Source organism: Kitasatospora sp. NPDC059160 (genome assembly GCF_042755465.1).
In the GTDB taxonomy this organism is placed as follows: Bacteria; Actinomycetota; Actinomycetes; order Streptomycetales; family Streptomycetaceae; genus Kitasatospora.
In genome coordinates this window covers 1-6,086 of sequence record NZ_JBHZCN010000209.1, presented here as the reverse complement: position 1 = coordinate 6,086, position 6,086 = coordinate 1, and the positions used below count along the sequence as shown (strand labels likewise).

2 protein-coding genes and 1 pseudogene are annotated in these 6,086 nt (G+C 74.7%); 2 read left to right on the top strand and 1 reads right to left on the bottom strand.

Annotated features, from left to right (window positions below; genetic code table 11):
- Positions 1-96 precede the first annotated feature (96 nt).
- Positions 97-831 (bottom strand): ABC transporter ATP-binding protein, encoded by a 735-nt coding sequence (locus ACFXOZ_RS41805; RefSeq protein WP_380527608.1) that lies wholly within the window; start codon positions 829-831, stop codon positions 97-99.
- 406 nt (positions 832-1,237) lie between these two features.
- Between ACFXOZ_RS41805 and ACFXOZ_RS41800 the strand changes: the two genes are divergently transcribed.
- Entirely contained in the window at positions 1,238-4,567 is a 3,330-nt protein-coding gene (locus tag ACFXOZ_RS41800) for an FtsX-like permease family protein (protein ID WP_380595291.1), read from the top strand.
- A pseudogene (locus ACFXOZ_RS41795) lies at positions 4,564-6,086 on the top strand (hypothetical protein); the annotation flags it as partial. The gene ACFXOZ_RS41800 and the pseudogene ACFXOZ_RS41795, both read left to right, overlap by 4 nt.

The following is a 6,086-nucleotide window of genomic DNA, read 5'->3' as shown; positions in this document are numbered from 1 at the left end:
ACCCCATTCGACCACCGTCGCGACGCGGTTGTGGGGGGGGGGGTGGGCGGCCCCCCCCACCCCCCCCCCCCGGCCCGTAGCCCCGGCCCGCCGCTGCTAGGCGGCCTGCTCAGCCTCTTGGTCGAGGATCCGTCCGTCGTGGAGTTCGATGACCCGGTCGGCGAGGGTCATCAGCGTCGGGTCGTGGGTGGCGACCAGGACGGTGACGCCCTCGCTCCGGACCACAGCGCGCAGCAGCTCCATGATCGAGCGGCCGGTCTCCGAGTCCAGCTGGCCGGTGGGCTCGTCGGCGATGATCAGGCCGGGGTCGTTGGCGAGTGCGCGGGCGATCGCGACGCGCTGCTGCTGGCCGCCGGAGAGTTCGCCGGGCCGCTGGTTGGCGTGGTCGGCGAGGCCGACCAGGGCGAGCAGGGTGTGCGCGCGCTCCTCGCGCTCGGCCGGCGGGACCTTGCGCAGCCGCATCGGCACGCCGACGTTCTCGGCGGCGGTGAGCATCGGGATCAGTCCGAAGGACTGGAAGACGAATCCGATCCGCTCCCGCCGCAGGGCGAGCCGGCCGTCCTCGTCCAGGCCGCCGAGATCGATGCCGTCCAGGACGATGCTGCCGCTGGTCGGCGCGTCCAGACCGCCGACCAGGTTGAGCAGCGTGGTCTTGCCGGAGCCGGAGCGGCCCTTGAGCGCGGTGAGTTCACCGCGCTCGATCGAGAAGTCGATGCCGCGCAGGGCGTGGACGGTCCGTTCCCCGCTGCCGAAGCTGCGCCGCAGATCGGACACGGCCACCATCGGGCCGGTGGCCGTCAGGGTGGTGTCGGCGGCCTGGTCTTGCGTCATGCGGCGTCCCCCTGGGGTGGTGACGACCCGGTTCTGTTCGGGTCAACGGATGGAGTGCTTTCGTGGGTTCAACCTCCCGGGCAGAGAAATTCGAAAGGAGAAGTTCCCTGGTCAGGAGGCGGTCGGCGAACCCGAAGTCATGAAGTGTGCATGGCATTTCAGTGGCTTCTCCCCACCGGGGATGTCGCCAATACAAGGAATTTGCTCATTGCTTACTTGATTCGCGCAAGTCCCTTCCGTTCCTGGATCGAATCTGACAGCATCGTCCGCTATCCGGCGATCGAATGCCGGTGATCACTGCGCCGGTACGCCCGTGGGGTGCCCGTCCGTGACCGATGAGGGTCCGGAACGGATCGACGGGTGGGGGCTGGATTGCGACCGGGTCTGAGACCGGGGGAGGAACTTGATGCTCGGCTTCGTCGTGCGCAGGGTGCGCGGGCGACTGCCGCTGGCTGCTGCCGTCCTGCTGACGGTACTGATCACCACGGCGGTACTGACCGCTCTGGTGACCTTCAACAGCAGCGTCGGCCAGGCCGGCCTGCGGCAGGCGCTCCAGGGACCGGGCCATGCCCGCACCGCTGTGGTGGTGACCGCGGAACACGGCTCCGACCAGCGGCAGAAGGACGAGGAGGCGCTCGCCTCCTACCGGCAGAAGCTCTTCGGCGACCTACCGGTCCACACCGACAGCCTGCTGCGCAGCCGATCCTTCGGCCTGTCGGGCGGTGACGCCCCGGCGGCCGGGAGCGGCACGGCGCCGGGCGCCCCGGCGGGTGGTCAGTCCGGCACGGACAAGGTCGACCTGACGGTCCTCGCGGACCTCGACCGCTCCCGGGTGAGCCTGGTCGCCGGTGCCTGGCCGGGCGCCGTCACCGGGCCGGTCCGCTCCGCGGCCCCGCAGGTCGCCGTGCCGCAGACCATGCTGGCCCGGCTCGGCCTGACCGCCCGGGCGCTGCCCGTGGACGTCCCGCTCACCGACCGGCTCGACGGCACGGCGCTGACCGTCCGGGTCACCGGCGTCTACCGGGCCGCCGATCCGTTCGCCGCGTACTGGCGCATCGACCCGATCGGCGGCCACGAGGTCGAGACCGGCGGATTCACCACCTACGGCCCGATGATGGTCGACCCGAGCGCTTTCGCGGCCGGGGCCCTGCCGCAGAGCAGCCGCGGCTGGCTGCTCGACGCCGACTTCGCGGGCGTCGACCAGGACACGGCCGAGGCCATCGGCGGGCGGGCCCAGCCCCTGGCCGACGACCTGCGGAAGACCTCCAGTCTCACTGCCGCCACCGAACTCCCCGACCTGGTACGCGAGTTGTCGGCCAGTCTGATGGTCGCCCGGTCCACCCTGCTGATCGGCGCGCTGCAACTCGCCGTGCTGGCCGCCGCGGCCCTGCTGCTGGTGGTCCGGCTGATCTCGACCCGCCAGGAGCGGGAGAACGAACTGCTCGCCGCCCGCGGTGCCTCCGGTGCCCGGCTCGGCGGATTCACGGCCATGGAGTCGGTGCTGCTCGCCCTCCCGGCCGCGGTGTTCGCACCGCTGCTCACACCGTTCGTGGTCCGCGTCCTGGCCGGCCTCGGCCGCGCCCACCAGATCGCCCTGGACACCCGGTTGAGCTGGACGCTCTGGCCGGTGGCCGTGCTCTGCACCCTGCTGTGCATCGCGCTGGCCAGCGCGCCCGGCCTGCTGCGCGGTGCCGGCGCCGCGCTGCGCCGCAAGGCCGGCCGACGCCAGGCGGTGGTCTCCGGCATCGCGCGCAACGGCGGGGACCTCGCGGTGCTCGCCCTGGCCGTGCTCGCCTACCAGCAACTCGACCAGTACGGCGGCGGACTGTCCGCCGACTCCTCCGGACAGCTCGGCGTCGACCCGCTGCTGGTCGCCACCCCCACCCTGGCGCTGTGCGCGGGAACCCTGGTGGTGCTGCGGCTGCTGCCCCTGGTCGCCCGGCTGGGCGCCCGGGTCGCCGCCCGGGGCAGCGGCCTCGGCCCGGCCATGGTCGGCTGGCAGCTGTCGCGTCAGCCCGCCCGGGCCAACGGGCCGGTGCTGCTGCTGGTGATGGCCGTGGCCACCGGCGTGCTCGCGCTCGGCCAGCACGCCACCTGGACCGACTCCCAGCGCGACCAGGCCGCCTTCGACACGGCCGGCGGCCTGCGGATATCCGCCGCGCACACCGCGCTGATGGGCCAGGGCGGCCGCTACGGCGCGCTGCCCGGCGGCGACCGGCTGATCCCGGTCTACCACGAGCAGCAGCCGCTCCCGGCCGGCACGGGCCAACTGCTCGCCCTGGACACGGCCGCCGTCGCCGACCGCGTCCCGATCCGCGCCGACCTGCTCGACGGGGCCGACCGGGCGGCGGTGTTCGGCCCGCTCGCCCAGCCGGCCCCGACCGGCGCCAAGGGCGGGGTCCCGCTCCCCGGCCGCCCGCTACGGATCGACGCGGACCTGTCCATCCGACAGACGGTCGACAACACCGGCCTGTTCACCGGGATGCACCCGATGGCCCCCTCCCCGCCGGAGGTGACCCTGCTGCTGCGGGACCGCAACGGCTACGTCCACAAGGCCCCGTTCGTCGGCCTCCCGGTCAGCGGTCAGCAGCACGCCTCGGCCCCGCTGACCACGCTGGTCGACGCGCCGATGGGCTCCGTCGCCGCGCCGCTGACCCTGGTCGGGGCGACCGTCTCCTACAGCGACCGGGCCGAGGGCGAGGTGACCGTCGGCCGGCTGGCCGTCTCGGACAGCGCCGACGGCCCCGCGACCGAGGTCCCGGTGCCGGCCGGCCTCTCCTGGAAGGGGGACGTGGTCGACGGTCCGGCGCTCAAGAGCGGGGAGGCCCCGCTGGTCGCCGTCGCGCCCGAACCCGCCGACGCCGGGCGGCTGTTCACCGTCGACTACCGCTTCGCGAGGGGCACCGGCCTCTCCCTGCGGGCCGTCCTCGGCACCGCCGGGACGGACGTTCCGACGACCGTGTCCGGCGTCGCCACCAAGGACTACCTCAAGCTCATCGGCGGCTCCGCCGGCGACGTCGTCCGGGTGCCGTTCGCCGGGGGCGTCGTCCCGGTCAAGATCACCAAGGCGGTCGAGGCCGTGCCGGTCGGCGGCCGCAGCGCGCTGGTCGTCGACCTCGACACCGTGGCGCGGCTGCTGGCCGCGCAGGGCCGGGTGCTGCCCAGCCACGCCGAGTGGTGGCTGCCGGCCACCGGGCCCGGCGACCGCGCTCCGGCCGAACTGGCCGCCGCCGTGCGGGCCGCCCCGGGCACCCAGGACGTCCAGCTCTCCGACGAGGTCACCGAGGGGATGCTCAGCGACCCGGTGGGCGCCGCCCCGCAGAACGCGCTGATGGCCATCGCGCTCGTCACCGCCCTGCTCGCCGCGATCGGCTTCGTCGCCGCCGTGGCCGGCTCCGCCCACGAGCGCGCCCGGGACTCCGCGCTGCTGCTCGCCCTGGGTGCGCCGCGCAAGCAGGTCACCCGCACCGTCGCGGCCGAACAGGCGCTGCTGGTCGGGCTCGGCGGGACGGTCGGGATCGCCCTCGGCGCCCTGCTGGTCCACCTGATCGTCCCGTTCGTGGTCCTGACACCCGCCGCCCACCGCCCCCTGCCCGAGGCCCTGATCGACCTGCCCGTCGGCCAGGCCCTGCTGTTCGCGGCCGCGATCGCCGTCGCCCCGCTGCTGTCGGCCTTCCTGATCGGACGCCGCCGTCGAGACGTGGCCAACCGGCTGCGCCACGTGGAGGAGATGTGACCACCCAGGCCGGCACCCCCGTGCCCGCCCCCGACACCGCCCACCGTCCGGCCCACCGGCCCGCGCGCTGGGTCCCCACCCGGCTGCGGGCGAACCCGCTCGCCGCGCTGCTGATGGCGGTGCTCGCGTTCGTCACCGTCTTCCTGGCGGCGGCCTTCCCGCGGATCGCGGACCGGGGCGCGGACGCGGCGCTGCGCGACTTCGTCGGCCAGAAGGGCCTCAACGCGACCAGCCTCCAGGTCACCTCCCGGACGCAGCTCGACGACAACGCCGTCGTGCTCGACCGGGTGCAGCGGCAGCTGACCGAGACGGTCGGCCGGCAGCTGACGCTGGCCCAGGCGGGCCAGGCCCACGGCGCCCGCGCCCTGAGCGGGCGCACGATGCGCAACCCGGAGTACGTCCGGATCTCGGACAGCACCGACCCCGAGATCGGCCTGTTCTACCTCCAGGACCTGGCCGACCGGGCCACCCTCACCGACGGCACCTGGCCGACCCCCGGCACCGGCGACGGTCCGCTGCCGATCGTGCTGAGCAGGACGGCCGCCGACACCATCCACATCAAGCTCGGTGACGTCATCGACAACGGCGTGGACGGCGTGGGCGCCAAGCGGACCACCGTGGTGGTCGGCTTCTACCGGATCAACGACCCCCACGACCCGTTCTGGGACAACCTCGGCTGCCCGGCCCGGGCCTGCCTCAAGCCGGTCCCCGAGCACGAGCACTGGGCGACCAGCGGCTTCGTCGACGGCGCCGGCCTGGCCGCGCTGGCGCGCTGGGGTTCGGGCGCCGAGAACTTCTGGCGGCTGCCCGTCGACCCCGGCGCGCTGCGCGCCGACCAGCTCGCCCGGACCCGGACCGTGGTCAGCTCCCTCCAGACCGGGCCGGGCGCCACGAACCTGTCCGGCGTCACCCTGCGCGGCGACCTGCGGACCGGCTCCAGCCTGACGGACATCCTGAGCCGGGCGGACGACCGTTACCGGGCGTCGTTGCCGCTCAGCACGATCGGCCCGGCCGGTGTCGCGGGTGTCGCGGTCGTGGTGCTGTTCCTGGCCGCGGCGCTGACCACCGACCGGCGAGCCGCGGAGATCCGGTTGCTGCGGGCCCGTGGCGGTTCGCGGACCGGGGTGCTGGGGCGCTTGGTCGGTGAGGGCGCGGTGACGGTGCTGCCGGCCGCGGTGGCCGGTGCGGCGCTCGCGGTGGTGCTGCTGCCGACGCCGCGGTGGGAGGGCGCGGTGCTGGCCGCCGTGGTGGCGGCGTCGATCGCGCTGCTGGCCTTCCCCGCGCGGGCGGCGCTGTTGTGGTCGCGCGGGCGGGCCGCGGGTGGCCGGCGTCGGCTGGTGGGTGAGCTGGCGGTGCTGGCGGTCACGGTGGCGGCGGTGGCCGAGGTCCGGCGTCGGGGTGTGGGGACGGGTGGCGGGTTGGACCCGCTGCTGGTGGCCGCGCCGTTGCTGCTGGCGGTGACGGGTGGGCTGGTGCTGGCGCGGGTCGAGCCGGTGGCGGTCGGCCGGCTGGCGGCGCT

Bases quoted from the DNA above. Each gene is read 5' to 3' on its own strand.
- ACFXOZ_RS41805 (WP_380527608.1), bottom strand. From the start codon at position 831: ATGACGCAAGACCAGGCCGCCGACACCACCCTGACGGCCACCGGCCCG.
- ACFXOZ_RS41800 (WP_380595291.1), top strand. From the start codon at position 1,238: ATGCTCGGCTTCGTCGTGCGCAGGGTGCGCGGGCGACTGCCGCTGGCT.